The sequence below is a fragment of the Deinococcus aquaedulcis genome, from assembly GCF_019693445.1.
Taxonomy (GTDB): domain Bacteria; phylum Deinococcota; class Deinococci; order Deinococcales; family Deinococcaceae; genus Deinococcus; species Deinococcus aquaedulcis.
In genome coordinates, this window is record NZ_JAHRBL010000013.1 from 81,494 (window position 1) to 107,225 (window position 25,732).

The 25,732-nt window shown below is 67.5% G+C and carries 22 protein-coding genes and 1 pseudogene; 9 read left to right on the forward strand and 14 right to left on the reverse strand.

Annotated elements, in window-relative coordinates; translation table 11 throughout:
• From KMW22_RS14370 to KMW22_RS14380, 3 genes are read left to right on the forward strand one after another with little or no spacing between them, the layout of a single operon-like run.
• Window positions 1–768: an SDR family oxidoreductase gene (locus tag KMW22_RS14370; RefSeq protein WP_221090739.1), complete on the forward strand. Its 768-nt coding sequence runs from the start codon at window positions 1–3 to the stop codon at window positions 766–768.
• 31 nt (window positions 769–799) lie between these two features.
• On the forward strand, window positions 800–1,894 hold the full coding sequence (locus KMW22_RS14375) for a phosphotransferase family protein (protein WP_221090740.1): 1,095 nt from the start codon (window positions 800–802) through the stop codon (window positions 1,892–1,894).
• Window positions 1,887–2,591: a histidine phosphatase family protein gene (locus KMW22_RS14380; RefSeq protein WP_221090741.1), complete on the forward strand. Its 705-nt coding sequence runs from the start codon at window positions 1,887–1,889 to the stop codon at window positions 2,589–2,591. Before KMW22_RS14375 ends, KMW22_RS14380 begins: the two co-directional genes overlap by 8 nt.
• A 22-nt stretch (window positions 2,592–2,613) precedes the next feature.
• On the opposite strand, the gene KMW22_RS14385 is transcribed toward KMW22_RS14380, so the two are convergent.
• Window positions 2,614–5,040, reverse strand: coding sequence for an EAL domain-containing protein (locus KMW22_RS14385; protein ID WP_221090742.1), 2,427 nt, complete (start codon window positions 5,038–5,040; stop codon window positions 2,614–2,616).
• Between the two features lie 195 nt (window positions 5,041–5,235).
• Window positions 5,236–6,507, reverse strand: coding sequence for a S8 family serine peptidase (locus KMW22_RS14390; RefSeq protein WP_221090743.1), 1,272 nt, complete (start codon window positions 6,505–6,507; stop codon window positions 5,236–5,238).
• 315 nt (window positions 6,508–6,822) lie between these two features.
• On the opposite strand from KMW22_RS14390, the gene KMW22_RS14395 reads away from it, so the two are divergent.
• Window positions 6,823–9,153 carry a putative bifunctional diguanylate cyclase/phosphodiesterase gene (locus KMW22_RS14395; protein WP_221090744.1) on the forward strand — a complete coding sequence of 777 codons (2,331 nt, stop codon included), beginning with the start codon at window positions 6,823–6,825 and terminating at the stop codon, window positions 9,151–9,153.
• Window positions 9,154–9,580: 427 nt separating this feature from the next.
• Window positions 9,581–10,321, forward strand: a complete 741-nt coding sequence (locus KMW22_RS14400) for a hypothetical protein (RefSeq protein ID WP_221090745.1) — start codon at window positions 9,581–9,583, stop codon at window positions 10,319–10,321.
• A 260-nt stretch (window positions 10,322–10,581) separates the two neighbouring features.
• On the opposite strand, the gene KMW22_RS14405 is transcribed toward KMW22_RS14400, so the two are convergent.
• The 9 genes and pseudogenes from KMW22_RS14405 to KMW22_RS14445 all read right to left on the reverse strand — a co-directional run bounded on the left by KMW22_RS14405 (window position 10,582) and on the right by KMW22_RS14445 (window position 17,767).
• Window positions 10,582–12,708: a sensor histidine kinase gene (locus KMW22_RS14405; protein ID WP_221090746.1), complete on the reverse strand. Its 2,127-nt coding sequence runs from the start codon at window positions 12,706–12,708 to the stop codon at window positions 10,582–10,584.
• A 261-nt stretch (window positions 12,709–12,969) separates the two neighbouring features.
• Complete coding sequence (locus KMW22_RS14410; protein ID WP_221090747.1) at window positions 12,970–13,317, reverse strand: hypothetical protein; 348 nt, start codon at window positions 13,315–13,317, stop codon at window positions 12,970–12,972.
• A gap of 103 nt (window positions 13,318–13,420) precedes the next feature.
• Window positions 13,421–13,894, reverse strand: a complete 474-nt coding sequence (locus KMW22_RS14415; RefSeq protein WP_221090748.1) for a peroxiredoxin — start codon at window positions 13,892–13,894, stop codon at window positions 13,421–13,423.
• A gap of 444 nt (window positions 13,895–14,338) precedes the next feature.
• Window positions 14,339–15,334 carry an arsenic resistance N-acetyltransferase ArsN2 gene (gene arsN2, locus KMW22_RS14420; RefSeq protein ID WP_328774713.1) on the reverse strand — a complete coding sequence of 332 codons (996 nt, stop codon included), beginning with the start codon at window positions 15,332–15,334 and terminating at the stop codon, window positions 14,339–14,341.
• Window positions 15,328–15,807 (reverse strand): MarR family winged helix-turn-helix transcriptional regulator, encoded by a 480-nt coding sequence (locus tag KMW22_RS14425; protein ID WP_221090749.1) that lies wholly within the window; start codon window positions 15,805–15,807, stop codon window positions 15,328–15,330. The genes arsN2 and KMW22_RS14425 overlap by 7 nt, the downstream gene beginning before the upstream one ends.
• 177 nt (window positions 15,808–15,984) lie before the next feature.
• Complete coding sequence (locus tag KMW22_RS19400) at window positions 15,985–16,143, reverse strand: low molecular weight phosphatase family protein (RefSeq protein ID WP_235692983.1); 159 nt, start codon at window positions 16,141–16,143, stop codon at window positions 15,985–15,987.
• Window positions 16,144–16,296: 153 nt separating this feature from the next.
• Window positions 16,297–16,983: an MIP/aquaporin family protein gene (locus KMW22_RS14435; protein WP_328774714.1), complete on the reverse strand. Its 687-nt coding sequence runs from the start codon at window positions 16,981–16,983 to the stop codon at window positions 16,297–16,299.
• A gap of 2 nt (window positions 16,984–16,985) precedes the next feature.
• Window positions 16,986–17,437, reverse strand: a pseudogene (locus tag KMW22_RS14440) (arsenate reductase ArsC).
• 9 nt (window positions 17,438–17,446) lie between these two features.
• Window positions 17,447–17,767, reverse strand: a complete 321-nt coding sequence (locus KMW22_RS14445; protein ID WP_221090750.1) for an ArsR/SmtB family transcription factor — start codon at window positions 17,765–17,767, stop codon at window positions 17,447–17,449.
• A 589-nt stretch (window positions 17,768–18,356) separates the two neighbouring features.
• Here KMW22_RS14445 and KMW22_RS14450 point away from each other — a divergent pair.
• Complete coding sequence (locus tag KMW22_RS14450) at window positions 18,357–19,445, forward strand: diguanylate cyclase (RefSeq protein WP_221090751.1); 1,089 nt, start codon at window positions 18,357–18,359, stop codon at window positions 19,443–19,445.
• Window positions 19,446–20,177: 732 nt separating this feature from the next.
• Here the strand turns inward: KMW22_RS14450 and KMW22_RS14455 are convergent.
• A complete protein-coding gene (locus KMW22_RS14455) occupies window positions 20,178–21,350 on the reverse strand; it encodes a PAS domain-containing sensor histidine kinase (protein WP_221090752.1) in 1,173 nt (390 codons plus the stop codon).
• Between the two features lie 302 nt (window positions 21,351–21,652).
• On the opposite strand from KMW22_RS14455, the gene KMW22_RS14460 reads away from it, so the two are divergent.
• The 3 genes from KMW22_RS14460 (at window position 21,653) to KMW22_RS19730 (ending at window position 23,051) form a co-directional block, all read left to right on the forward strand.
• Entirely contained in the window at window positions 21,653–22,117 is a 465-nt protein-coding gene (locus tag KMW22_RS14460) for a response regulator (RefSeq protein WP_221090753.1), read from the forward strand.
• A 386-nt stretch (window positions 22,118–22,503) separates the two neighbouring features.
• A complete protein-coding gene (locus tag KMW22_RS19725) occupies window positions 22,504–22,716 on the forward strand; it encodes an IS3 family transposase (protein WP_407928450.1) in 213 nt (70 codons plus the stop codon).
• Between the two features lie 209 nt (window positions 22,717–22,925).
• A complete protein-coding gene (locus tag KMW22_RS19730; RefSeq protein WP_221090755.1) occupies window positions 22,926–23,051 on the forward strand; it encodes an integrase core domain-containing protein in 126 nt (41 codons plus the stop codon).
• 160 nt (window positions 23,052–23,211) lie between these two features.
• Here the strand turns inward: KMW22_RS19730 and KMW22_RS14475 are convergent, their stop codons facing one another.
• Both KMW22_RS14475 and KMW22_RS14480 read right to left on the reverse strand, forming a co-directional pair.
• Complete coding sequence (locus KMW22_RS14475) at window positions 23,212–25,026, reverse strand: ABC transporter ATP-binding protein (protein WP_221090756.1); 1,815 nt, start codon at window positions 25,024–25,026, stop codon at window positions 23,212–23,214.
• Between the two features lie 68 nt (window positions 25,027–25,094).
• Window positions 25,095–25,670 (reverse strand): MBL fold metallo-hydrolase, encoded by a 576-nt coding sequence (locus tag KMW22_RS14480; protein ID WP_268906317.1) that lies wholly within the window; start codon window positions 25,668–25,670, stop codon window positions 25,095–25,097.
• Window positions 25,671–25,732 lie beyond the last annotated feature (62 nt).

The following is a 25,732-nucleotide window of genomic DNA, read 5'->3' on the forward strand; positions in this document are numbered from 1 at the left end:
ATGGAGATGCCGGGCAAAATCATCGTGGTCACCGGAGCGGCCTCCGGGATTGGGCTGGCGCTGGCCACGCGCTTTGTGCAGGAGGGGGCCACCGTCGTAGCCGCTGACCGGAACGCGGCGCAGGGTGCCCGGGCCGCCGCCAACATTGGCGCCCGCTTCGTGGCCGCCGACGTGGGCACCGAGGCAGGCGTGCAGGGCCTGATCGAGGGCGTGCTGGCCCATGAAGGGCGCATTGATCTCTTCTGCTCTAACGCCGGTGTGGCGATAGGGGAGGGCCCCGAATCGCCCGATGCCCAGTGGGACCTCAGCCACCGGGTGAACGTCATGAGCCACGTGTGGGCGGCCCGGCACCTGCTGCCGCACATGCTGGCGCGCGGCGAGGGCTACCTGCTGAATACGGCTTCGGCGGCGGGGCTGCTCACTGAACTGCATTCGGCGCCCTACGCCGTCAGCAAGCACGGCGCGCTGGCCCTGGCCGAATGGCTGGCAATCACCTACGGCGACCGGGGCATCCGCGTGGCCTGTCTGTGCCCGGAAGGGGTGTGGACCCCCATGATCGCGCACGCGCCGCTGCTGCAGCAGACCGCTATCACCACCGATGAACTGGTGGACAAGACCCTGGCCGCCCTGCGAGCCGAGGCCTTTCTGATCACCACCCACCCCACCACCCTGAAGGGCTTTGCGCTCAAGGCCGCCGACTACGACGGCTGGATTGCGCGAATGCGCGCCCTGCGCACGAAGGCCATGACCCTGCTGGGGAAGGCGTGAGGGCTGGCCGCTGGGCCCTGGAGTGCCGCCAGTGACCCGCCCTGAGACGACGCCGGTTCGCCCCGGTGAGCAACTTCCCCTGGAGGCCCTGCGCGAAGCCCTGCGGGGCCGCGTGCCGGGCGACGTGGACGCCCTGCAGGTCGAGCAGTTTCCAGGCGGCTTTTCCAACCTCACCTACCTGCTGCGCCTGGGCGGCACCGAATACGTGCTGCGCCGGGCGCCGCTGGGTCCCGTGGCGCCCGGCGCCCACGATATGGCGCGGGAGGCGGCCCTCCTGTCCCGCATTCACCCGGTGCTGCCAGTGGCTCCGCGCCCGGTGCTCGTGGTCGAGGATGAGACGGTGCTGGGCCGCCCCTTCTACCTGATGGAACGCCGCCGGGGCGTGGTGGTGCGCACGGCCCTGCCCCCCGAGTACGTGGCCCGCCCGGAAGCCCCCGCGCAGCTCTCGGCCGCACTGATTGGCACGCTGGCCGACCTGCACGCCGTAGATATTGACGCCGCTGGCCTGCGCGCCATTGGCCGCCCCGAGGGCTTTAACGCGCGGCAGGTGGAAGGATGGTCCGGCCGCTGGCGCCGCGCCCGCACCGCCCTGCAGGGAAGCGGCGACCTGCCTGACACCCTGCCCGACGAAAGGGTCATGGCGTGGCTGCAGGCCCACACCCCCACAGAAAGCGCGCACACCCTGGTGCACAACGATTTCAAGCTGGACAACCTGATGTTCGACCCCCAGGACCCCGGGCGCGTGACGGCCCTGCTGGACTGGGAGATGACCACGGTGGGCGACCCCCTGGTGGACCTGGGCCTGACCCTGACCTACTGGACGCTGCCGGAGCTGCCCGGCGGCGCCCCAAACCGGGTGGGCGCGGCGGCCCCCGGTTTCCTGGGCCGCGACGAACTGGTGGCGCACTACGAAGCCCGCCTTGCTCGTCATGTGACGAGCAGCCTGCCGTGGTACGAGGTGCTGGGGCATTTCAAGCTGGCGGTGATCGTGCTGCAGATCTTCGCCCGTTACCGGGCCGGCCAGACCCAGGACCCCCGCTTCGCCCCCCTGGCCGCCCAGGCCGCGTGGCTGATCACCGAAGCGCAGCGCCGTATTGACCGGGTGGGTCCGCCCGCCCATGGCTGAACTGCTGCTGGTACGCCATGGGCAGGCCACCCCCTTTGAAGCCGACACCGACCAACTTTCCTCACTGGGAGAGGTACAGGCCCGCCGCGTGGGGGCGTGGCTGGCCGCTGAGGGACTGACCCCCACCCATGTGGTGCATGGCCCCCTGGTGCGCCAGCGTCACACTGCCGAGTTGGCCGCCCATGCCGCAGGTCTGCCCTGGCCCATCCCCTCAGTGGACCCCCGCCTGGCCGAATACGACGGTGAAGGGCTGATGCGGGTGCTGGCCCCGCAACTGGCGGCGCAGAGCCCAGAAGTGGCCGCGTGGCTGGCCCAGCTGCGCCAACCTCTGCCTCCCACCGAGCGGCAGCGGGCCTTTCAAGGGGTGCTCGAAGCGGTGGCCCAAGGCTGGCAGGCTGGCACCTTGACTCACCCTACAGTCGAGCCGTGGCCCATGTTCCAGGCGCGAGTGACGGCCGCCCTGCAGGACCTCTGCACCCTGCCCTCCGGGTCCAGGGCCGTGGTGTTCACCAGCGGCGGCGTGATCGCGCTGGTCGTGGCCCACGTACTGCAGGCGCCTCCTGCCAGCGCCCTGGCCCTGAACTGGCGGGTGCGCAACGCTTCGGTTACCCGCCTGAGCTTTGGCCGGGGCCGCGTCAGCCTGGACAGCTTCAACGAAGTGGGCCACCTGCCGCCTGAGGAACGCTCCTGGCGCTGAGGGAGACTGGGCTGCTGAGGTCCTACGGGGCGGGCGGGTGCCAGTTGGCGGTGGGACGCGCAAAGTAGTACCCCTGCATGACATGCACGCCCAGCGTGGCCAGCAGGTCCACCTGCCGCAACGTTTCGACCCCTTCCGCCACCAGTTCCAGGCCCAGGTCACGGCTCAGGCCCACCATCGCCCGCACAATCGCCGCGTCGCGTCCGTCCGGCTGTTCCTGCAGGGCCGTCACAAAGCCCCGGTCAATCTTGATGCCGCTGAGTGGAAAACGCGCCAGATACCCCAGGCTGCTGTACCCGGTGCCGAAATCGTCGAGCATCACCCGCACGCCATCGGCCTGCAATTCGGCCAGCAGCCGGGCGGCACGTTCGGGGGACTGCATCATCAGGCTTTCGGTAATTTCCAGTTCCAGGCACTCGGGCGGGAGGCCAGTGCCCCGCAGCGCCGCGTGGACCACTCCGCGCAGGTCCGCGCGGGCAAACTGCTGCGCCGAGAGGTTCACCGCCACCCGCGTGCCCCCCCAGCGCGCTGCCTGGGCGCAGGCGGCCTGCAGCACCCAGGCCCCCACTTCGACGATCTGGCCGCTGCGTTCCAGGATCGGCATGAAGATCCCCGGGCTTTGCAAGCCATGTTCGGCGCTGCGCCAGCGCAGCAGGGCCTCAGCGCACACCACCTGCCGCGAGCGCACATCAACCATGGGCTGAAAGTGCAGCTCGAACTCGCCGCGCTCCAGCGCGCGGGCCAGCGCGCCTTCCAGGCCCGCGTGGGCGTGGGCGCGGCGGTCATAAGCCACACAGGCCTCGCCTTGGGCCTTGGCGTCGTTCAGCGCCAGTTCCGAGGCCTGGCGCAGCGCCTCGGGTTCGCGGGCGTCGCTGGGCCAGTGCGCCGCGCCCACACTCCAGGACAGCCGCGCGGCGTGCTCGCCCAGGGACACCGGGGTATTGAGGGCCGTCAGCACCTGTTGCAGCCGCTCGTCCAGCGAGCCCTGGCCATGGCCCGCCAACAGCAGCAAGGCAAATTCGTCACCACCCACCCGCGCCACCATCTCGTCGTCCTGCAGCGCCGCGCGCAGCCGACCGGCGACCACCCGCAGCACTTCGTCAGCCGCGTCCTGGCCGTAAGCATCGTTCACCAGCTGAAAGCGGTTGAGGTCCGCCGACACCAGCAGAAATTCAGAGCCCTGGCGCCCGGCGCGCTCCACTTGCTGGTCCAGTTGCGCGCGCAGCATGACCCGGTTGGGCAGGCCAGTTAATGGGTCGTACAGCCGCCCGCGTTCCAGTTCCTGCAGCTGGCGCTGCACCGTTTCCTCGGCCTGCAGGCGCAGCGCCTGCTCGTAGGCGGCACGCCGCTGGGCACTGTCCAGGGCAGCCTGTGCTGTCAGCTCGCGCAGGTGCTGGTCCTGAGAGGCCGCGTTCAGTTCGCTCTGCAGGGCCAGTACCTGCCGCAGGTAGGCCACCGCCTGCGCGGGGTGCTCAGTTTCCGTCAGCTCGGCCAGGATGTTCAGCGCGTCCAGCTCCACCTGCTTGCGGCGGTCCGTTGTCGCCAGTTCCAGGGTCCGGGCAGCGGCGGCGCGGGCCAGATCGTGCTCGCCGGCCCCCTGGTAGATGCGCGCCAGCAGCAGCTGGGTGGCCATCACCCCGTCGGGGTCATGCACCCCCTCAAAGGTGGCCTGGGCCTGCTCGGCGTAGGCCCGCGCCTCCGGGTGCTCCAGGTGAAACAGGGCCTGCGCCAGATTCAGCTGCACATACGCCTGCATGTCCGGCAGACTGGGCAGTTCGGGTTCCTGCATCAGAGGTTCAAGCAGGGCCACGCACTCGGCGTAGCGCTCCCTTTGCAGGTACACGTCCCCCAGGTTGATTGCCGCCAGAAACAGCGCACTGGTGGCCCCGGCGCCCCGCGCCCGTTCCAGGCAGCGCCGGTACTGGTGGGCCGCCTCGTCCAGCTTCCCCTGCGAGGTCAGGGCCCGGGCCAGCGTGTTCAGAAAATGCAGTTCGGCCCTCAGGGGAATCTCGCTGGCCGGCATCTGGTTCAGGGCAGTCTGCGCTTCCTGCAGCGCCAGCATGGCCTGATAGTCATCGTTCAGCGTGATGCAGATGCCGGCCATGTTACACAGCACGTTCACCCGGCCCACCGTATCCCCCAGCCGCCCGCGCAACTGGGCCGCTTCCTGCAACAGGCGCAGCGCTTCCGGACTGTCCAGCTGCAGGTGGTGGAGGTGGGCCAGCTGCACGAGGCTGCGCGCCTGGGCTGCGAGGTCGCCACGCAGGGTCGCGGTCTCGCGGGCCTGTTCAAAGTCCTGCTGGGCCTGCGCCAGATCGCCGGCCGCCTTGTGGTACTCACCCCTGGCATAGGGCAGATCGGCAGCAGAAAGCGAGGCCAACGCGGTATGCGCGGCCTCCAACTCGCCTCTGTCCAGCAAATTCAGGACTTCCTGCAGCGTGTCTGGCATCAGGTGGGGGGGCGCGGTGCGTAAGGACGGAATTGCGGCTGAACCCAGTCAAGGAGCACGAGAGCGTCACTTCGTCCACTGGGCCTCGCGACAAGACAAGGCGAGGGGGGCAAGGGCTCCGCTGGCCGGGCGTCGGCCCAGGCCAGTGGACCCCCCTCAGCCCGCCAGATCGGCTGGTCTGGGCCGGACTTCCAATCAATCATCGAGCTCGTCGAGAAAGTCGCTGAGGTTCACGCGCCCGGCACCCAGCTGCCCCTGGTAGGCACTGTTGCCGGGCAGTGGGTCCAGGCGCACCGCCTCGTCTTGGAGAGTCTCCAGAGCCTCTTCCGGACTGGCCCCCTGCGACAGCCCCAGTGCCAGGGCGCCGGCCACCACAGGCGTGCTCATGGAGGTGCCGCTGAACTGCCCGGCCCGCGCACCGGGGTACGGCGCGGCCACCTGCTCACCGGGGGCCATCAGACCCACGGCGGTGCCGTACGACGAGAACGAGCTTTTCAGGTCGTTGCTGTCCACGCTGCCCACGGCCACGTTCAGTGCTTGCCCTGCAAAGTCAGCGGCCGGGTGGTCCAGTTCGGGGCGGTTGCTGTTGCCTGCCGCCGCCACCACCAGCACCTGCCGGCTGTTGGCATAGGCAATCGCCTGCTGCAGAACGTCAAAGGTCTCGGCGGTGCCCAGACTGAGGTTGATCACGTCGGCGCCGTGGTCCACTGCCCACACGATGGCTGACGCCACGCTCAGGGCGTCGCCCCGGCCGGTGTGGTCCAGCACTCGCAGCGGCATGATCTTGGCACGAGGAGCCACCTGCGCGGCGATACCCGCCACCACGGTGCCGTGCCCAGAGGCGCCCTCGCCCGCCCTTCCCTCATCCTGGGGCCGCGCGTCGCCGTCGACAAAATCGCGCCACGTGGCGGGGTCGCTCAGGAGGTGGGTGAACATGGGGTGCTGCAGGTCCAGACCACTGTCAATCACGGCAATCACGCGCCCCGCCCCCAGGCGACTGTCGGCATAGGCATCGTCCAGGCCAATGCGCCGCCACGCAGCCGTATTGGTGGGCAAACCCTGGTAGATGCCCCCCGACCACAGCTGCTGGGCAGCCGCACTCCAGTCGGTCACGGTACTGGACCACAGGTCGCCAGTACTGCGCTCCCAGGATATTTTGCTGGCGCTGCTCCAAAAGCTGGGCGGCGTATCGGAGGGCACGGACAGCACGTCCTGGTTGGGTTCCGGTTGCGTGCCGCCGCTCTGTGCTTGCAGGGGCGCGCGGGTGGGGTTCCCCAGCACGGCAAAGGTCTCGGTGCGCAGAGCCACCTTGCCGCCGTAGCGCTGTTCCAGGGTCTCGTTGCTGACCGCTGGCGTTGTGGCCACCGTCAGAATGCTGGTGGGCCGCTGCACCTCTGGAGCAGGCAGACGGTTGCAAGCGGGGAGCAGGAGGGCGGTCAGAAGGACGCAGGGGAGAGTGCGACGCATGAAGGGCTCCTTAAGGGGGAAGAAGTAGGGAAATGCGGGCCAAAGCACCAGGAGACCACACTGTGGGCGGCGTCTAAGTGTAGTGCTTTCATGATGAGCTCACCTGAGGGCGCTGCTGCAGTCGTCTTAAGACGACTACCTCGGGCCGCTTACCCTATGTTACTGCGGGAGGGACAGAACTCTGCCGTGGCAAACTTCTCATGATCTAGGGTGATCTGTATCTGTGATCCTTATGTAAAGGGGCCTTCTCAAGAATAGAGGTGGGTGCCCGCTGACCTGTGAGTCGCCTGCAGTCAAGGAAGTGAGGAGAGTCCCGTGAACCGCTGGCGCCAGCCACATCTGCTGTTCGGAGCGCTGATGGCCTCGGCGCTGCTGCATGCTGGATGGGTGGCGACCGGTGCCCAGCCAGCGGCGCTGCGGCCGGTGCTGGGCAATCTGATCTTCTTTGCCCCCTGCCTGCTGGCAGCGGCCCTGAGCTGGACCCTCTCGCGCCGCGTCGCGGGCCAGACCCGCCGCGCCTGGGTCTTGTTTACAGCGGGGCTGCTGTGCTGGGCGGCGGGGCAGGTGGCGTACGCGTGGCTGGACCTCTCGGGGGCCTCGCCGTTCCCTTCCCTGGCCGACGTGGGGTACCTGCTCCTGGCACCCTGCTTTTTCCTGGGGGCGCTGCACATCTGGCAACCTCTGCCCTCGCGCCTGCTGGCCCTGGGCTTCGTGCTGGACGTGGCCCTGATCGTGCTGGCGCTGGGCACGGCCCTCTGGGCGTCTTCGGTGGCGCCGGTGCTCACGCTGTATGCCGGACAGCCCTTTGCCCTGGCCGTGGCCATGGCCTACCCGCTGTCGGACCTGGTGGTGGTGGCGCTGGCACTGGTCGCGGCGGTGTGGCAGCCCCGGGGCCTGGGCCAGATGCAACTGGTACTGCTGGGCAGCGGCCTGGCGGTGCTGTGCGTGGCCCACACGGTGTACGCCCAGCAGGCCGCGCGCGGCGCCTACCTGCTGGGCGCGCCGCTGGACCTGTTGTGGCCGCTGGCCTTTGTGGCGTTCGGCAGCGCTGCCTACGTGCATCTGGTTGCCCGGGACCCGCAGGCCCTGTCCAGCATGCCCCTCCCCCTGTCGGCCGCGCGGCGCCACCGCCTGAATGTGCTGCCGTCTCTGGCGCTCACCCTGCCTTACGCCGTGTTTTTTCTGGGGCCCGGCCTGCAGGGCGGGCACGCGCTGTGGCGGGCCGCGCCGCTGCTGCTGGCGCTGCTGTTTGTTCGTCAGGTGCTGGCACTGGTGGATACTGGGCGCCTGCACCGCACCCTGGAGCGGCAGGCCCGGCACGACGCCCTGACGGGGCTGCTCAACCGCAGCGCCGTGCACGAGGCCCTGACCCACTGTATTCAGGCCGCGCAGGCGCAGGGCCAGGTGGTGGGCGTCATGTTTCTGGATCTGGACCGCCTGAAGCACATCAATGACGCCTGGGGCCACGCGGCCGGCGACCAGATGCTGCGGCAGTTCGCCCAGCGGCTGCGCGCCAGCACCCGCGCGGCCGACATCGTGGGGCGTTTCGGGGGCGACGAGTTTGTGGTGGTGGCCATTGCCCAGGACCAGCAGCGTCTGCAGGCCCTGGCCCAGCGGTTGCTGCGTGGGGTGCGGCAGCCAGTAGAGCTGATGGGCCAGCACCTGGAACTGACCGCCAGTGTGGGGGTTGCGGTGTGTCCTAGCGACGCGGTGGACGCCGCCACCGCGCTGCATCAGGCGGACCTCGCCATGTACCGCGCCAAGGCCATGGGCCGCAACGCCCTGGCCTTTTACGACGCGCGCGACCACGCCGCCCAGTTGCAGCAGATTCAGCTGGAAGAGGAATTGCGCGCCGCCCTGGCCAGCGGCGCCCTGGAATTGCATTATCAGCCGATTGTGGCGCTGCCGGGCGGTGAGCTGCGGGGAGTGGAAGCCCTGCTGCGCTGGACCTCGCCGTCCCTGGGCCCCGTATCCCCGCTGAAGACCGTGCAGCTGGCCGAAGAACGTGGCCTGATGCCGCAGCTGGGCGCCTGGGTACTCGCCGAGGCCGTGCGGCAGGTGGGGGAGTGGCGCCGGGACGCCGCGCCGACCCTGACGGTGTCGGTGAATGTATCGGCCTCGCAGTTCGGGCTGGGCGATTTTGTGGATGGCGTGGTGCAGACCCTGGCGCGCCACGGGGTGCCGGGCGAGGCGGTCATGCTGGAACTGACAGAGAGCACCCTGATTCAGGACGCCCAGGCCTCGGCCCAGAAGATGCGGGCCCTGCGCGAACTGGGCGTGCGCATTGCGCTGGACGATTTTGGCACCGGGTACTCCAGCCTCAGTTACCTGCGGCAGTTGCCAGTGGACGTGCTGAAAATTGACCGCTCATTCGTCCATACCCTGAACGAGGGCAACGACGCTTTTGTGCGGGCCATCGTGACCCTGGGGCAGGCCCAGGGGGCGCAGGTGGTCATCGAGGGCATTGAGGCCCCGGCCCAGGCCGCCGCCGCTGCAGCACTGGGCTGCGAGTTGGGCCAGGGTTACCACTTTGCCCGGCCGCTCAGCGCCGCACAACTGGAGGCCCGGTTGTCGGCGCCGCAGTGGCCGCCTGCTGAACCGCCAGCCCAGGGCGAGGAAGGGGCCCAGGTTCCGGCATCATCCTGAGTGGACGTCGTTCGCTGCGTTTACGGGGTCAGTGCCCGGCAGGTGTGAATGCCCATCTCACACCAACGCTCTGTTCGAGTAGACAGGCACAGAGGCCACGCAGAGTGAGCAGACAAAGGCCGCGCCTGAAAACGTAAGGTTCGTCTTGATTGCTGATGGCAGACGACCTCCAGGCGGCCACGCCTGAAGCCAGCCCCTGTCTGCAATGGCACACCGAGCAGCCTGGGCCGCGTTGTTCCGGCGCTGGGGTCATCATGCTCCAGACACAAAGCGAAAAACGCTCCCAGGCGTGAGGGCCTGACTACACGATTGGCGTAGAATTGTACGCTAAGGGAAAATCGTCGTTCCACACAGTGTTCTCCATAGGGCAGAAGCTAGAATACTGATGCAGTCGATCTTCACAGCGCTCCGATCGCTATGGTGAATCGTGGACGATCCCTTCTTATCTTTGAGCTGGTCGGCCGTACTGGTTGGTTGGCCCACCATGTTCCTGTCCGTGGCGGACGTGCGAGCATTGGCGGAGGCGCGACTGCTCACGGCGTCTGATGCAGCGCTGGTGCCCATGTCCGATCTCGCCTGTCTGCACGACGACGATGCTCGTCAGGAAGCGAAGGACGCGCTCAAGCGCCTGGCCGCTCTAGAAGATTTGCCCGCATTCTTCGTGCGGCGTGAGTGGCAGGTGTACATGCTGGAGCAGGAACTTGACCGCCTCCCAACCATTCACGACAAGGAAGAACCAGAGCTCACGCCCTACTGGCAGATGCAGGCCCTTGAACGATGGTGGGAGGTCAATGACCACCCGCTCGATCTGCCCGTTCTCAATCCATTGATCCGGTCGTACGTCGGCTTGGACGAAGAGCCGGGCGGCATACAACTCACGATGGACGACCTGCGTTTGTGGATTCGAGAGCAGCGAGCGTTGCTGCAGGTCATCTCCGGGCTCATCCAAGCCGGTCTGCAGGGTGATGCCCGCGTGATTGCCCAGGCGTTCGAAGCCGCGCAGCGGAATGCTGCAGCGCACCTCGAAGTGTTCAGGAAAGAACTATCCATCCACCAGCATCTAGCGACTGGACGCCATCACGCGACGTTCTGGGAGAAGGTCAAGGAGGCCAACACAGCCACGCTGCGGGACCGGCAAGACCGAGGAAATCAGCGCCGTCCTGAATAAAGCGAATGTCCATCAGAGGATCTCAGGACAGACGCACATCATCAAAGTCGCCACAACTGCAGAGCGGGTGGTTGGCGGCAGACCGACCCTGGCCTGACGCCTCGCTTGGCTGATGGTCACACCGTATACCCTTTCTTCAATTCCCATCTGAAAATGCTGTTCAAAACGACTATTTTCGTTTGGCGTACAATTTTGCGCTAATTGTGTAGTCAGGCCGTGAGGGACTCAAATAAGTTGTGATCACTGCGTAGAAGCGCCGATCAGTTCGCTGGTCGGGGCAGCGTAAAGCTGAAGGTGGCGCCCTGGCCCGGCTGCCCCTGGGCCGACCAGGTGCCGCCGTGGCGCTGAAGGATGCGGCGCACGTTCGCCAGCCCCACGCCACTGCCACCAAATTCCTCCGCGCGGTGCAGACGCTGAAACACGCCGAAGAGCTTGTGACTGTAGCGCGGGTCAAAGCCCACGCCGTTGTCGCGCACATGGACGGTCCAGCCGGGCGCCCTCTCCTCGGCCCAGACTTCTATCCGGGCGTGCTCGCAGCGGGCGGTGTACTTCACCGCGTTGCCCAGCAGGTTGGCCAGCACCTGCCGCAGTAGCGCCGGGTCGGCATACACGGTGGGCAGCGCGCCCACTTCAAAGGCCACCTGCCGCCCCTGCACTTCGGGCTGCAGCTCGGCCAGGATGCTCCGGGTCAGGGCGCCCAGGTCCACCTGGGCCAGCCGCAGTTCCTGGCGCCCGGCGCGCGAAAGGTTCAGCATGGCGTCGATCAGCGCGTTCATCTGGGTGGCAGCGTCGGTGATCACCTGCAGGGCGCGCGCCACCTTGGGCTGGGCGCGGGTGTCGTCGTCCAGCGCCCGCGACAGCAGATCGGCGAAGCCCGCAATGTGCCGCACCGGCGCGCGCAGGTCGTGGCTGACCGAGTACGCGAAGGCTTCCAGTTCCTCGTTGGCCGCCTGCAGGGCCTGGTTACTGCGCTCCAGTTCGGCGGCAGACTGCTGCAACTGCTGCACGCTGCGCGCCCGCCCCAGCGCCAGGGTGAGGCTCTGGGTGACGGCCAGCAGCAGGGTGCGTTCGCCCGCCGTCCAGGGCTGCGCCTCGAACTGGCCCACCGTGAACACGCCCAGACGCTCCTCGCCCACCTGCAGCGGCAGGCTGGCCAGTGCGCCCGGCGCTTCCGGCAGGCTCAGGCCATCGGCCTGCGGGTCGTAAGCCGCCTGATAGTAGGGCTCGCCGCTGTCCCAGGGCAGCCGCAGGCTCTGCGCATCTGGAGCCAGCCCAGCGTCCAGCGCGGCCTGCAGCGCTGGGCTGCGCACCTGCCCCACCTGCGAGCGCACCTGCCAGTGGTCCCCCTGCAGCTCGTAGTAGGCCGCAAAGCCCCGGGGCATCAGCGAGAGAATGACCTCCTGGGCGCGGCGAATCAGGGCCAGGCGCTGGTCCTGGGTGCCCAGATCGGCGCTCAGCTGCGCAAAGGCCTCCAGCGCGCGGGCCTGGGCGTGCAGGGCGGCGTTTTCCTCGCGCAGGCCTGCGTCCTGCAGGGCGCGGTCCAGCGCCAGGGCCAGGCTGCGTCCTACCGCACTGAACACGCTGCGTTCGCGCTCGGTCCAGGTGTCGGCCTGCGCGGTGCCCATGGCCAGCAGGCCCACCACCGTGCCCCCCTGGTGCATGGGCCGCAGCGCCACCGCCCGGAACGCCTGCACACCCGGCAGGCTGGGCGCCGTCCAGTGCGGTACGAACAGGAGATCGCGCGAGGCCAGGGCCGCTTCCACACTTTCGCCGCGCAGGGGCAGCCCGGCGCGCAACTGGTCGGCCAGCACCTGCGGCACCCCGCCCGAGATCACCGCCGCGCGCCACACCCGTCCGTGCGGCACCAGATACGCGGCGGCCACCGATCCCAGGGTGGCCCGCAGCACCGCCACCGCCCGCTGGGTCAGGGCGGCCACGTCGGTGCTGCGCAGGGCCTGTTCGCTGAACCCGGCAAAGGCCGCCAGCGCCGCACGCTCAGCCGCCAGTTGCTCCGCCTGGGTGGCCCGGTCCAGCGCGCGGCCCACCACGAGCATTGCCGCCCGCAACTGGGCCCTCTCGGCCGCTGTCCAGGGCTCGCCAGGACGCTGGATGAGCAATACGGACGCTTCCCCCACCTGCCCAAAGGCCTGCGCGGCCCAGGCTGGCTGGGCACCCCCACCGCCTACAGAGAGCCGTTCCAGATCATTCGCTTCGCCGGGCAGGTCGGCAGCTGTGCTCCACTGCACCGTCACACCCGAGCCCAGGAAGGCGAAGGCGTTCACCGCGCGCGCCTGCACTTCAGCCGGCGTGGTCGCGTCCGCCAGAGCCGCTTCGGCCACGTCCAGCGCCTGCAGCAGCGGGTCAGTTTCCGGTGGCACCGGGGTCATGCTTGGGCCCCCATCGCGCCCCGACCCACAGGCCCCGTCCGCGCCCCAGAGGGAACGGGAACGGAGCGCCAGAGGACCAGGGGGCAGTTCATCGCCGCGCAGCATAACGCCGCCCTGAGCGCGCGCCGCCGAAGATCAGGAAATGCTCAGGGTGGGGGTGAAGGCATGGAAAAGCGGGGCAGCTGGTCCTCTCCCAAAGAGGAAGCTGGGCAGGGGCCGCTTGCCTCCTCCCAGCTTCCTGGTTTCTGCTTATCGTCTGGCCTACGACACCGCCTCGCCAGGGCTGAGATACTCCGCACCTGTCATATCCACAAAGCAGGCCGCCAGCACCACGGGCGGCGTGAGGGCCAGTTGCGCCAGCGCGGCGTGAACCACGCTGATGGGAAAGGTCAGGGCCACCCGGTCTTCCGGGTGCAGAATGGCGGGCAGAGGCTGGGTGCTCGTCAGCCCACTGGCCGGGTCCAGGGTCAGGCTCTGGCCCCCGGGCAGGCGCAGCAGCACGCGGTGCACCACCTTGATCGCCTCGTCGGACGTGTTCAGGGCCGACAGCACCAGGGTGGTTCCCGTGGCGCTGGCCTGAACAGTCAACCGCGCGCGCAGGGCCGTCACGGGTTTGCCTCGTGGAGGCTCAGCCAGTCAGCCGGGCCCGCTGCCGGGTATCGATGCCGCCAGCCTGCCGCTCGCCTGAGAAAGGGGCGCACGCCTGACTGCCTTACACCAGCGCGGTTTCGAGCCGCTCTCGAACGCGCGCCAGCACGGTGGCGGCGTCCTCACCGGGGCTCACTTCTGTCCAGTGGTCGGTAACCACGCCGTCCGGGGCCACCAGAAAGGTTTCCCGGCGCGCCCGGCGCACGTCCTCGCCCGGCCAGGGCTCGTCCAGCACGCCAAACGCCGCGCTGATCGTCTGATCGCGGTCTGTGATCAAGGGGTAATCCAGTTTGCACAGATCCCGGAACTTGGCCTGGTCCTGCTTGGGGTCGCCGTTGATCCCCACCACGTCCACGCCCAGCGCCTGATAGGCGTCTACCAGCGCCTGATAGCGGCGCGCCTGCAGCTGACAGTGCGTGGTGGCGGTTTTGGGGAAAAAGAACAGCACCCGCCAGCGGCCCGGCGTGGCGGTGTAAGGCCGGCCATTGTCCTGAACAGCCGTCAGCTCGGGGACCCGGTCACCAATTGACAACGACATAGCCAGAAGGGTAACGGATCTGGCCTCACCAGACCGTCACAAGCACTGCCCTTGAGGTTCTGCCAATGGAGCTAGAGCGTGCTGGCCGTGCTTTTCAGGGGGCTAGAGGCCGGGGTGATTCGGCCGTTTGCCCCTGACGAGCTGGGCATGACCCCCGGTTGCAGTCGCATTGGCACGCCCAACGGCTGCTTGCGTCAAGCGACGTTGACCAGGCGCCTCTAGTGCTGGTGTATCGAACTGGCCCGGTGGGCGCTGGGATTGACCAGTGGTGCGGAATCCTGGCACCGGGCGGCTTTCTGTCGCCTGCGCCCTGGGGGTGTTTTAAGGAAGCTGCTCCCAAGCGCAAAGTGAGGTGATTCACGACCTATAAGGCATGTCGGCCTTGAAGCTGCGCATTGACGTCACGGGGCCTGAAAGGCCCCGTGACGCCGCTTCGCTTCGGCCCTAACTCAGGGTCATGGGCTGCTGTGGACCACAGCACCCCAACGCAGGCGCACATTCATCGTTGACCCCTTCTCCTGAGGGGCCGCAGGCGTCCCCTGCTTTGCACTGCACCCCAGGGGTCCGCAGGTGAATGATGACCCGCTCTGGCTGGGCGTCGACGTGCGTGACGTGATACTGCATTGCCGGTGTGCTCGCGTTCCCGTACTCGAACCGCACCTCCGCCTCATCCCGCACAGGAATATGCTTCACCACGCGGTCATAGATGGCCAGAAACTTGCGGTTCGTCATGAAGCCCCCCTGGGCGTCTGCCGTACTCCCGTCCATCAGTTGAATCACCGTCTCGCGCCAGGCGGCGGCGTTGCCGCCGCAGTCCATCGCTTCAATCGTCACAGCCTTGACTTCCGTGACGTGGTAGCCCGCCGGCACCAGGACGTGCCCGTGCAGGTGAAATTCAAGGGGGCGCTGTGGCAGCACCCGCAGCGCCGAGGTCAGCGCGGCAGTGGTGGTCGGCTCGGTGAGGCCGGGGATCGTCTGGGGCAGGGTCTGGGTCATGGCAACACTCCTGGGCAAGAGGGCGAGGTGCATCAACGTGGCCGACGCGGGACAGACCCCCTGAACCTCACGGGAGGCGTGCAACATGGCGGGGGCTACGTCCCTGGGAACAGGCTGGAATCCAAAGCGCGGAAAGTAGGCTGCAGCCGTCGTGGTCAGCAGATAGAGGTCGGTCAAGCCGAGTGCGCTGGCGCGCTCGATCACCCCTTGCACCAGGTGCTGTGCCAGCCCCTGGCCTCGCCGCTCGGGCGCCACCGCGACGGAACGCAGGAGCCCCACCGAACCGTGGACTTCCAGCGCCGCCAGCGCGTGGGGGCCACCCTCACCGTCCACCACGACACTGTGCGCCAGGTGCTCGTCCAGACCCGCCACCGGCAACCCCAGCCTGTGCAGGAAGGTGTGCAACTGAGGAAGGTCCGCCGTCGTCGCCACCCGGGTCAGCACGCGCCCCCCTCCTCCCCGTCGAGTTCCGCTTGCAGCGCCTGGGTCAACCCAGCGAGCACGCGCAGCACCTGGGCCCGTTCGCTCACCGGAAAGCGGGCCAGCACCCGGGCGGCCTGGGCGTTGAGCTGGGTGTCCAAGTCTTCGGCCGCCTGGACCCCGGTGGCGGTGAGGTGAAGGTGCAGGGCACGGCGGTCGGTGGGATGCGGCACTTTCAGCAGGTACCCCTGGGCCACCAGGTCGTCGGTGCTGCGGCTCAGCCACGCTTTATCCAGATTGAGACGGCGCGCCAGCGACGTCAGGGTCTGCTCGCCTTCGCGCACCAGCGTGGTCAGAATCACGCACTGAGTCGCGGAATTTACGTCACAGCAGGCAAAGTTCCGCCCCTGCAATTCCCCGAACAGCCGGGTCGCCGCGCGCAAGAGTTCACCGGGGGAAGAATCCACTCCTACTTCGTTGTCATTGGCAACAGTCATGACCGAAGTGTAGATCCGTACTATATTGTTGTCAAGAGCAACGATAGAGGAATAAGCTGGTCAGCGACGTTCGGTCACCCACGCCTGGATGCGCCCGTCGGTCTCGTCGCGCACCCGCCGGAAGACCGATTGGCGGCCTTCCTCGCTGCCGGTGACTGCCGCCGGGTCGTCAAGGGCTCAGCCCCAGCGGTAGGTGGCATTGGGGAAAATAGAACAGTTCGCTTCCACCCTGTCGCACACGGTGATGACGAAGGCGAAATGCTCGGCAATCGGCGGCTTGACCCCTTTGGCCTGAAGATGTGCGGTGGGCAGGCCTACCTCTTCCAACACCTGCACGGTCCATGGGTTGACCTCGCCGGGCTCAGGACAGCCGACGTGACCGCAGAGCGGTTACCGCCGTGGTGTTCCAGCAGCACCTGGGCCATCTGGAGCGCGCCGTGTTGCTGGTGCAGAGGAACAGGACACGGAGGGGTCGAGCAGGGGTGTCGGTCATGTCGAATCCCCTTCAGGACGAAACTCCTGGGCGCGCTGAGGCTGTGCTTCGAGCGGTTCGGTGGGGGCCAGAAAGCGGTTGACACCCACGGCCAAGGCGGCCCCGAGCACTGGAGCCAGCCAGTACAGCCAGTGGGCCGTCCAGACGCCGGCCACCAGGGCGGGGCCGAACGAGCGGGCGGGATTCATGCTGGCCCCGGTGAGGGGGCCGCCCATGGTGGCCTCCAGGGCAACCACCCCGCCCATAACCCAGGGCAGCCCCGAGCGCAGCGCCACCAGCAGCAAGAAGAAGGTCAGCACCAGTTCCAGGACGAAGGCTTGCGTGACGCTGCCCGCCGGCAGCGTCACGCCGAGGGTGCCCTCCATCCCGAACAGCGCCAGCAACAAAAGGGCCGCCAGCGTCGCCCCCACCAGCTGCGCCAGGACATAGGGCAGCACCCGCGCCCGGGGAAATTGCCCGGACAGGAACAGCGCCAGGGTCGCGGCCGGGTTGATGTGCGCGCCACTGATGGGGGCCAGCGCGGCAATCACGGCCGTGACCGTCAACCCGAACACGGCGGCCACCCCCAGATGACCCAGCAGGCCTGTCTGGGCCTGCACCACGGCGGCCCCTGGCCCGAAGAACACCAGTGCCCCCGTTCCCAGGAGTTCTGCGGTGAGCGCGCGGGACAGCGGCACGCTCACTTTCAGGCCACCAGCACAGCAGGACTGTCGCGGTAGGTCGCCGGCACGTCCCGACCATCCTTCAGGGCCTGCACGAACGCATCTTCTGCTGGTCGCGCACCGCGCGCCAGCGGTCGAGGGTGCCGCTACTGGGGTCCATGAAGGGGTAATGCCGCCGCGTGGTCTGCCCGGGATACACCGGGCAGGCTTCGGCGGCACTGTCGCATACGGTGATCACGTAGTCGAAGTTCTGGGGGTCGGGGACGTCCCAGAGCGTCTTGCTGGTGTGGCCCGAGAGATCAAGCCCCAGTTCCGCCATCACCGTCTTGGCGTCGTCCTTGACGCGGGTGGCCTCAGTGCCGGCTGAATGAACCTCCAAAGGCACCTCGAGACGCCGCGCGGCGTCTCGGGTCAGGGCTTCGGCCATCTGGGAGCGGGCGGAGTTGTGGGTGCAGAGAATCAGGACACGGGGCACCCGGTCACGTTAACACACCGATTTGGTTTGATGTATCAGGCCGGGATGGTCGGGGAACAGGTCGGTGAGGAGTTGACCACCCAGCAGAAACAGGGGCGCCGTATTCAGCCGGTAGTACATGTTTTTGCCGCGCTGCTGGGCGCTGACCAGACCCGCCTCCTTGAGAACGTTCAAGTGGTACGACACCTTGGATTGCGGCAGACCCAGCAGGGTTTCCAGGTCGCAGACACAGTGTTCCCCCTGGGCGAGATGGCGCACCAGTTCATATCGGGTGTCCTGTGCGAGCGCTTTGAGCTGGTCGAGCACCGTGGGCGCAGTCAAGGTCGTCACCCATCCAGTCTATTCGGTCACCGCAGCGGTCCCAGACCGCTGCGCCCCACCCCGACGCTCCTCTCCCAGGGCCAGTGCACCTGGGGTAGACCTCTATCCCAGGAAGTGCCGGGTTGGTACCTGGCAGTGTCACTTCCCCTGGCTTGCAGCCCGGGGGCCGCTGGGGCTGTTCCTGAAACACGGCCTCAGCCTTTGGTTTGTCGCCAAAAAGTGCCGATACGCTGCAAACCCGGCACTTGCCCACTGTCTGGCTTGTGAGATCATTTCACTTTGCGCTTAACAGCAGCTTCCTTAAAACATCCCCGTCCTGGGCGACAGAGAGGCTGAACAGCGCCCGTTTGTCAGCGAATCGGCCAACTCGATTAATTCACTGTCCATCTCGGATTGGCGAACGGTCTACCCCCACTTTCAAGTACCACTCGTGATAAGACCGAACGGTTCCACATGGGTCAGAACAAAAGTATGGATGTCGCGCGATGGCCAATCCAATAAAAAGCACTGGATAGAGGACCAGCAGGCCCCAGCCACATCTTCAGCCAGGTGGCTGTCAGGCGGTGGTGAGGGGGGGGCTGGTAGCGTACCGGCCGACATGCTGCTCAACGCCCTGCTGATCAATCTCGCGCTGCTGGTGGCGGGACTGTTCGTGGTCAGCCTGACCTATGTGCGGGTACGGGTGGCTGAAGGCTGGGCCTGGGTGGTGGCGCGGTACCTGATGGCCGTCGCCACGGGCTTTTTGCTGATCGTGAACACCATTCCTCTGGCGCCGGGGCTGCTGTATGACTTCCGCACGGTACCGGTGGCGCTCGCCAGTCGCCGCAATGGCTGGGTGGCCGGGCTGCTGGTGGCGCTCCCTCTGGGCCTGTACCGCTGGTTGCTGGGGGGGCCGGGCAAGGTGCCCGCCTGTATCAATCTGGTGCTGGTCGCCCTGCTGGCCGGCTGGGGACGCCCTGCGTTTACCCGCGCGCCCGACACCCGGGGGGTGCCCCTGTACCGCCGCTGGTGGGAAGCGCTGCAGATTTTCGCTCTGGCGAACATCACCACGTTTGCCGCCTTTACCCTGGCGGGCAAATCGGTTCTTGAAGCCATGGGGGTGTACACGCTCTACACGCTGCTGAGCACCGTCGGCATGGTGGCCGGGCACCTCGTGGTACAGACCCGCCTCAGCGCCCTGCACAGCGCCGCCACCCTGGGGCAGCTGGCCTTCACCGACGGTCTGACCGGTGCCCTGAACCGCCGCCAGTTCGATCTGGATCTGCCGCAGGCGGGGCCGGCGTCGTACCTGTTGCTGCTGGACCTGGACCACTTCAAACGGGTGAATGACGTTCATGGGCACGAGGCCGGGGACCGGGTGCTCGCGGCGCTGACGGGTGTGGTGCGCCGGAGCGTGCGGCCCTCGGACCGGGTATACCGGCTGGGCGGAGAGGAATTTGCGGTGCTGCTGCACGACTGCCAGCCCGACGCCGCGCCGCTGGTGGCCGAACGGGTGCGGGCCAACATTCAGGCGCACTTGGCTGGGCTGGCCCAGGTGCCGGACAGTCTCACCGTATCGGGCGGTCTGGTCCCGGCGCGAGGAACGGCGCCGCTGGTGGCCGCCGACGCCCAGCTGTATGCCGCCAAGGCTGCCGGCCGCAACCGGATCTGTTCGTGGCTGGGAGCAGGTGAAGCCATCCCTGTGTGATGGGAGGGACCTGGGTCGCCCTGGGCCCAAAAAATGGCCTTTCAATGTTGTGCCTACCACTTTCTCTGTCTGGGAGGCCCTCTTATTGATTCCTGCTCATCTCAACCATACCTCCTACTTTCCAGACGTGATTTCGATTTGGCCCCCTCACATTCAGTTGCCAAAGAGAACGGACACAGGTCCTCAGTGGCGCTGCGGGGTCTGCAACTCATTCCGGTACCTGCGGCTTTTCTCCCGGCATGAATGCACCAACACGGAAGCTGCGCGCCTGATGGGGCTGTGCGTGGATACCCTGCTCTACAGATGGGTCAGCTCACCGGCTGCGGCTCCTGGAAGTGGCCAGCATGGACGAGCGCTGGAGACGGCGTACCCACTGCTGCCGCGCCGTCTCTGACGGTTCCGTATGGCCTTTCCGCCATAAAGGCCTAACCGCTGCTGGCACCTCTTCTTGAAACGAGCTGCCGTGCCGGACGACTGGCAGCTGGAAGACGTGCTCATACGCTGGACCTCATGCTCTAAAGCGCCAAGGCGACGACCCACCTAGCTGACCTGGACGCTAAAACCCTGCAGTGGGCCCTGCTGGCCACCGGCGCCTGGGACGCCCAGCGCGCCCATCCCGGGTCTACTACTTACGAGGTCTCACGCCGGCGCAGCGCGAGCTGAGGGTGAGGCGGTGGGTGCTGGCGCCAGGCGCTCAGCAGTCCCAGAGCCGCTCAGGTCAGGGCCACCCGATCAGGGCGCCGCCGGTTTCGGAAACCGCAGGAAGAAGGTCGCGCCGTCCCCCGGATGACTCTGCGCCCAGATCGCCCCGCCATGACGCTCAATGATGCGCTTGACATTGACCAGCCCCAGGCCAATGCCCTGAAACTCCTGCTCCGAATGCAGCCGCTGGAACGCGCCGAACAGCCGGGGCGTGTACCTGGGATCAAACCCCACGCCGTCGTCCTGTACAAAGACCACCCAGCTGCCCTGCTCTTCATGCGCCCCCACCTCGATGCGCGCGGTCGCCCGGCCCCCGGTGTACTTGATGGCGTTGCTCAGCAGGTTTTCAAACGCCAGACGCAGCAGCTCGGCGTCCCCCTGCACCACCGGCAGGTCACCGGCCACCCAGTCAATCTCCCGGCCCTGGGTCTCGGGCGCCATGTTCGCCCAGGCCCGCAGCACCACCTGGGCCAGATTCACCGGCCGAATCTGCAAGGCGCGCTGCGAGACCCGCGACAGGCCCAGCAACTCGTCGATCATGTGGCCCAGTCGGGAAGCAGAGGCGTCAAGCACATCCAGCATCTGCCGGTCGTCGGCGTTCAGCCGCTCCGCGCCTCGCCGGCGCAGGATGCCCAGAAAACCCTGCAGGTGGCGCACTGGCGCCCGCAGATCGTGCGACACCGCGCCGATGAAGGCGTCCAGTTCACTGTTCTCCTGGCGCAGGTCGGCGGTCTGGGTGCGGACGCCCTGGGCCACCTCGGCGTCCAGGTCACTGGCGCGGATCGCCATCAGCTTGCGTTCGGTGACATTCTCGTGCAGCACGGTGGCGTACCGCTGCTCATCATTGCGGAAAGCCTTGATATGCACGCAGTACCACCGCTGCTCCTGGGGGCTGTGACAGGGGTATTCGAGCGAGAACGTAGGGACGTCGCCGGCCAGCACCGCCCGCAGGCCAATGGCCACAGGCGGTCCCTCATCCGAACAGGGGCCCTGCGCCCGGTCACACGCATGCAGGTAGTTGGCCCCAACGCCGCAGGTCTCGGGCTCGCCGCCATTGGCCTGCATGAAGGCCTGCCAGGCCGCATTAACCGCCCGGATGACGCCCTGCTCATCGACCACAGCAATGGTGTCAGGCAACGCGTCCAGAGCCGCCTGCACCGCCTGGACGGGCAGACTGATGGTGGGTGGGGTGGATCTGGTCACGGGCGCCCTTGCCTAACAGTTCAGCAGAAACAGGCGCTCCCTGCCTTGAGTCCGTGTTGACCAATGGATCAGCTTGCGGGGCCGCGCTGGCTGAGTTGCGGGGAGGGGTGGGCCGCACCCCCCGTGCTGCAGCCCAGGGTTGAGCTGTCGGGAGGCGCGGCCAAGAGGAGCTGGCGGCGCCCCCAGCACGTGAACATTCGCTGAAGCGGCCAAGCTCTACAGTACGGGGATGCCCGCTCCTGTCCTCTACGCCCTTCAGCGGCGACCTGGTGTGACTTGGCCGAAGAGCCCCGCCGTGCGCCGTGCGCTTTAATCGCCTGCGGCTTCTGCTGGTCGAGGATAACCCGGCCGACGTCTTCCTGCTGCAGGCCGCCGCCGAGCTGGCCGACCTTCCGCTGGACCTGACCGTGGCCGCCGACGGCGCCGCCGCCTTGGCCCTCCTGACCCGGCTGGACGCTGAAGGGGCGTGGCCACAGCTGGTGCTTCTTGACCTCAACATGCCGCGCATGAACGGCTTTGAGGTGTTGCAGGCTCTTCAGGCCTCAGCCTTTCCACCGCTGCCGGTCGTGATGTTCACCACGTCGTCGGCTCCGGCCGATCTGCAGCGCGCTGCTGCGTTGGGGGCCGCCTCCTTCGTCACTAAACCGGCCGAGCTGGCGGCACTCGTGACTCTCCTGCAACAGCTTCCCCTGGCCGTCGCGGGCGAGATCCCTTTTCCCCACAGCGCCGCCTGGAGCGGGCGTCCGTTTCGCCCACCTGTAAAGTGATCGCTCGGCCATTCCCTTGCAACTGGAGCAGAGGGCGACTTCCTTGATGCGCTCTGAAAATATTTGGACTCTACCGAGGTAATGCTGGGGCCTGGCAGAGACGGAATTTAGGTGCCGCATCCATCGGCGGAGGCCCGGCGCACGCCCAGACAGACCCGCGCTCACCAGTGGCGCCCTGTCTGGGCTGAGTAGGCGTTGAGAGGTTGGCCTTCACGTGGAGGCGGGGGCAGGTATATGCAGAACAATCTCGGGGGCGGCGAGGGTGACGCCCTGGGGGCCCAGTTCATCTGGGAGGTGCGGCTTGTGTTCGGGATCAGTGGACGGCGAGCCTGCCCTGTCCTCGGTGTTCATCGTTCCGCGCAGCGTCATCGCAGCTTGAAAGACGATTGCGACTTGGCGGACAAGCTCCGGCCGCGTGCGAGCGTCCTCAGTTTGGATACCGGTGCCTCTATGTCTTGCTGCGTCGTCAGGGCGAGAGCGTGAACCACAAGCGGATGTATCGCGTGTACCGGAGGGAAGGCTTGACTCTCCGCAAAAAGGCCTGCAGAAAGGGTGCCGCTCGCGTTGTCAGGCCTGGGCCAACGAGCACTGGAGCCTAGACTTCGTCCGCGACCAGCCGGTGAATGGACAGCGTTTCCGTATCCTCAACATCGTGGACGACGGCATCCTAGAGGGCGTACCGGGCATGCGTTGACGTCAATCCCCGGCAGCACTAGCAGACACGATTTGAGAACACGGCAAGCCCAAGGTCCTGCTGACCGACCACGGGCTAAAGTTGACGGGGCGGACACTGGATCAATGGGCGCACATGCAGGGCATCACTCACCAAGTCGCTAATCCTGGAACGCCTGCTCAGAACGCCTATATCGAGAGTTTTAACGGTCAGATACGCGACGAACTTCTGAACGCCCTCTGGTTTCTGAGCGTGCCGTAGGCGAGGCTCCGGCTCGGAATCTAGCGGCGGGACTAGAACGTGCTGCAACCGCACAGCTCGCTCGGAAACCTCACGCCATAGAAGTGCGCCCGCCAAGTGGCGGGCTGAGAGACGCTGGACTCATTCGAGCTGAACCGATCAATGGGTGAAGGTCACTGTTTCAGGCATAGCCTCGGGCCTGTAGCTCATAGAGGGCCGCGTAGCGTCCGCCGCGCGCCATCAGGTCATGGTGGCTGCCGGCTTCGGCCACCTCGCCGCCCGCGAGCACCAGAATCAGGTCGGCCAGGCGCACAGTGGAAAAGCGGTGCGAGATCAGCAGGGTAATGCGCTCGCGGGTTTCCTCGCGCAGCGCCTGAATGGTCTCGAACTCGGCGCGGGCGTCCAGGGCGGCGGTGGGTTCATCGAACACCAGCACCGAGGCGTCGCGGAAATACAGCCGCGCCAGCGCCAGCCGCTGCCACTGCCCGCCCGACAGCTGGCGCCCACCCTGAAACAGCCGGCCCAGCGGGGTATCCAGGCCTTCGGGCAGCGTGTCCACAAAGTCAGCCCCGGCCCGCTCCACGGCGCGCGCCACGCCCCCGTCCTGCGCCGAATCGGGTGTGGTGGCCAGGGCCACGTTGGCCCGCGCCGTCAGCTGGTACTGACCGAAATCCTGGAAGATCACGCTCATTTCCCGCTGCACGCTGCGCGGGCTAAAGCGCGCGGCGTCCTGGCCGTTCAGCAGAATCTGACCGCTGGTGGGTGAAAACAGCAGTGTCAGCAGCTTGACCACGGTGGTCTTGCCCGCGCCGTTCTCGCCCACCAGGGCCAGGGCCTGCCCCCGGCGCACGGTGAAACTCACGTCCCGGAGCACGTCGCGTTCGGTGAGGGGATAGCGGAACCCCACGTTGCGGAATTCGATGGTGTGGATGGGCCCTTCCCAGGTTTCCCCAGCGTCCAGATCGCGGCTGGGCAGTTCCAGAAAGGCGAAAAGGTTACGCATGTACAGCAGGTTCTGGTACACCGCGCTGCCGCCGCCCAGCAGGCCGCTGACCGTGCTCTGCACCTGGGCGATGCCCAGCACGAAGATGCTGAATTCGCCCGCACTGATCTCGCCCGCTGCCGCCCGGCGCAGAATCAGGGCGCTGGCCAGCCCGATCAGCAGGGCGCTCAGCAGCGCCGCCGCAAAGCCCCAGCCCGCGCGGCGGCGCACCAGGGCCACCAGCTGCCGGCGAAAGCCCAGGTAGTATTCCCGCCAGCGCGACAGCAGTTCGGCCTCGAAGCCAAACAGGCGCACCTCCTTGACCTGCGCGTCCGAGGTGAGCAGGCTGCCCAGGTAGTTCTGCACCCGGGCGTCGTGGGTCTGGCGGCGCAGCATGCGGTAGCCTTCCACGCCAAAGCGGTTGTTCACGATTACCCCGGGCAGGGTGGCCAGAATCACCAGCGGCAGCACCCACGGCCCCAGCGTGAGCATCAGCGCCCCCACCGAGCCCAGCGTGACCAGCCCACCCGCCAGCGAGACGAGCTGCGTGGCCACCCCCAGCGGGCGCGAGCCCACCTCGCGGTAGGCCTGTTGCAGGCGGTCATAGGTTTCGGCGTGCTCGAAGCTCTCGACGCTCAGGGCCGCCGCCTTGGTCAGAATGCGGCGGCTCACGGCGTGCTGCAGGCTGTCGCCCAGCAGTTGCTGCGCCGCCGTCTGCAGCGTCGAGAGCAGGTTGCCCAGCACCACCAGCCCCACCTGAACCGCCAGCAGGGTCAGCAGGGCGCGGTAGGTCACGCCGCCCTGGGCCGCGCGCGCCACCTCGTCCAGCAGCAGCTTGCTCACGTACAGGTTAGCGGCAGGCAGGGCGCTGCTGGCCAGCGTGGTGGCCACGTACACGAGGCTGTGCCGGGGACTGGCCGCCCACACCAGCCCTAGCGTGGCGCGCAGGTCGTGCAGGCGCTCGCGCAGGGTCAGGGTCTCGGCGGGCAGGGTGGGCGGGCGCGGCGCAGTCATCAGAGGCCCAGCATGCCGCATGGGCCGGGGCACTGACCGTGGCGGCCGGTGGCTCTTGCCGGGGGCGCCTAGCGCCGGGTCAGCCACCACAGGGCGGCCAGCGCGCCCAGCGGGCGGGTCAGCGGCCCCAGGCCCCGGGGCACCGGGCCCCCCACCGGCACCGGGCGGCGGGTGTACCAGCTGCGAAAGGGTCGGCTGCGCTCATCGAAGTTGCGGGCCAGTCGCAGCAGATCGGCCGCCACGTGGGGCCCCTGCACCGGGTGACCGTGCCCCGGGGCCAGCAGGTCCGGCGCCAGTTCGGCCAGCGCCTGCACCGAGGCGCGCGCTGCTGTCCAGTTGGGCGTGTAATAGGCGGGGGGCCCCTGAACCGAGACCGGATGCAGGGTCACGGCGCCGCGCACGGTCGCCTGGTGGGTGGTGATCACGGCGTCGCCCGAGAGCAGGGTGCGGTCGGCTTCGCGCCACAGCGCTACGTGGCCGCTGCTGTGCCCAGGGGTGTGCAGCCAGCGCCAGCCCGGCAGCGCTGGCACGTCGCCCCCGGCGGGCAGGGGCTGCACTGCCGGGCCAGCATTGAAGGGCCCCGGCCTCAGTAGCCGACAACTTCGCATAATTGCCGTCCCAGACAACACATCTCCCTCCAGCATGTCAAGGGACTCGACGGGAACGCGAAAAGGCGGTGTTTTGAAGGTGTGCAGCCACCAAAACC